Source organism: Burkholderia sp. Ac-20345, from assembly GCF_017104825.1.
GTDB lineage: Bacteria > Pseudomonadota > Gammaproteobacteria > Burkholderiales > Burkholderiaceae > Burkholderia > Burkholderia lata_B.
Genome location: NZ_JAAGPO010000439.1, coordinates 1 through 2,233 on the forward strand (window position 1 = coordinate 1; position 2,233 = coordinate 2,233).

At 71.9% G+C, this 2,233-nt stretch carries 2 protein-coding genes; both read left to right on the top strand.

Annotation, left to right across the window (positions count from 1 at the left end):
• The coding region (locus G3O06_RS47730) for a hypothetical protein (RefSeq protein WP_205820297.1) at positions 1–480 on the top strand (480 nt) is incomplete at its 5' end.
• Positions 481–530: 50 nt separating this feature from the next.
• The coding region (locus G3O06_RS47735; RefSeq protein ID WP_205820298.1) for an acyl-CoA synthetase family protein at positions 531–2,233 on the top strand (1,703 nt) is incomplete at its 3' end.

Genomic DNA, 2,233 nt, shown 5'->3' on the forward strand with positions numbered 1-2,233 from the left:
TGCGCGTGGTTCGTGCCGGCGTGGCTGCTTGCCGCCGCCGCGCTGTGGGCCGCGCGCGTGCCGCTCGCCCGGCATTTCGAATGGGGCCTGTATCTGGAACACGCGAGTTTCAACCTCGCGATGGCGCTGCTGTTCGGCCGTACGCTCGCGGCCGGCCAGGTGCCGCTGTGCACGCGCTTCGCGACGATGATTCACGGCGCGATCACGCCGGCCGTCGCGCGCTACACGCGGCAGATCACGCTCGCGTGGACGCTGTTCTTCGTCGCGATCGCCGCCGTGTCGACGCTGCTGTTCGCGACCGCGCCGATCGTCACGTGGTCGACGTTCGCGAACTACCTGTCGCTGCCGCTCGTCGCCGTGATGTTCGCCGCCGAGCATGCGTGCCGGCGCTTCGCACTGCCGCACGAACCGCGGCCGCGCATGGTCGATGCGGTGCGCGCGTATCGCGCGACGACCCACGCATCGCAGGCGTCACGATGAATTCCCGGCCGGCGCGCCGCGCCGGCCTTCGCTCCCGTTTTGACCGATTTATGCCGACTCACCCGCTGGTTTTCCATTCGTCGCCGGACCAGACGATCGCCTGGCGCGACGGCGCGCCCGTCACCGTGCGCGCATTCGTCGCCGACGTCGCGCGCGTGGCCGCCGCGCTGCCCGACGGCGGCCACGTGTTCAACGTGTGCCGCGACCGCTACCGCTTCGCGGTCAGCCTGTGCGCCGCGCTCGTTGCCGGCAAGATCAGCCTGCTGCCGTCGACGCACACGCCGGAAATGGTCCGCCAGCTCGCATCGTTCGCACCCGACGCGTTCTGCCTGCACGACGCGCCCGACTGCACGATCGACCTGCCGCGCTTCGCGTACCCCGATGCCGCCCCAGGCGAGCTCGCGAGCGACGCGCCGTTCGCCGTCCCGCAGATCGATGCGGCACGGATCATGGCCTACGTGTTCACGTCCGGCTCGACCGGCGCGCCGGTGCCGCACCGCAAGACCTGGGGCTTCCTGGTCGGCTGCGTGCGCGCGGCGGCCGACCGCCTCGGGCTGCTCGACGGCCGCGCGGCCACGCTGATCGGCACGGTGCCCGCGCAGCACATGTACGGCTTCGAGTCGACGGTGCTGCTCGCACTGATCGGCGGCCTCGCGTTCAGCAATCGCCAGCCGTTCTACCCGGTCGACATTCGCGACGAACTCGACGCGATTCCGCAGCCGCGCGTACTCGTCACGTCGCCGATCCACCTGCGTGCGCTGCTGGCGGCCGGCCATGCGCTGCCGCCCGCGGCGCTCGTGCTGTCGGCCACCGCACCGCTGTCGGAAAAGCTCGCGTGCGAAGCCGAGGCCGCGCTCGACGCGCCGCTCGTCGAGATCTACGGCAGCACCGAGACCGGCCAGATCGCCACCCGCCGCACGTCGCAAGGCGCGACGTGGGCGTTGTTCCCGGGCATCCGGCTCGACGCGCGCGACGAACCGGAAAGCGACGACGGCGAACCGACGATCTGGGTATCGGGCGGGCACGTCGAGGCACCCGTGCCGATGGGCGATGCGCTCGAACTGCTCGGCGACGGCCGGTTCCTGCTGCACGGCCGCAAGGCCGACCTCGTCAACATTGCCGGCAAGCGCACGTCGCTCGCGTACCTGAACCATCAGCTCAATGCGATTCCAGACGTGATCGACGGCGTGTTCTTCATGCCCGACGAAGCCGCGCCGGCACACGCCGATGCGGGCCTCGAACCGGTCACGCGCCTCGTCGCGCTGGTCGTCGCGCCGACGCTCGCGGCAGCCGATCTGCAGCGCGCGCTGCGCGAGCGGATCGATCCCGCGTTCATGCCGCGCCCGCTCGTATTCGTCGACGCGCTGCCGCGCAACGAAACGGGCAAGCTGCCGCGCGACGTGCTCGCCGCACTCGTTGCGCAACATGCGCGCACCGCGGCCGCGCCGACGCCCGTACGCGACCCGGCCGGCACGCCCGCGCCCGCGCTCGGGTTCACGATCCCCGCCGATCACCCGGCGCTGCCCGGCCACTTCCCCGGCCATCCGGTCGTGCCGGGCGTCGTGCTGCTCGATCACGCGATCCATGCGATCGGCACGGCGCTGAACCGCCCGTTGCACACGTGGCGGCTCGGTTCCGCGAAATTCCTGAGCCCGGTCGCGCCCGGCGAACCGCTCGATCTCGCGTACGACGCCGCGGCCAGCGGCGCGATCCGCTTCACGCTGCGCGCCGGCGCGCGCGAGGTCGCAAGCGG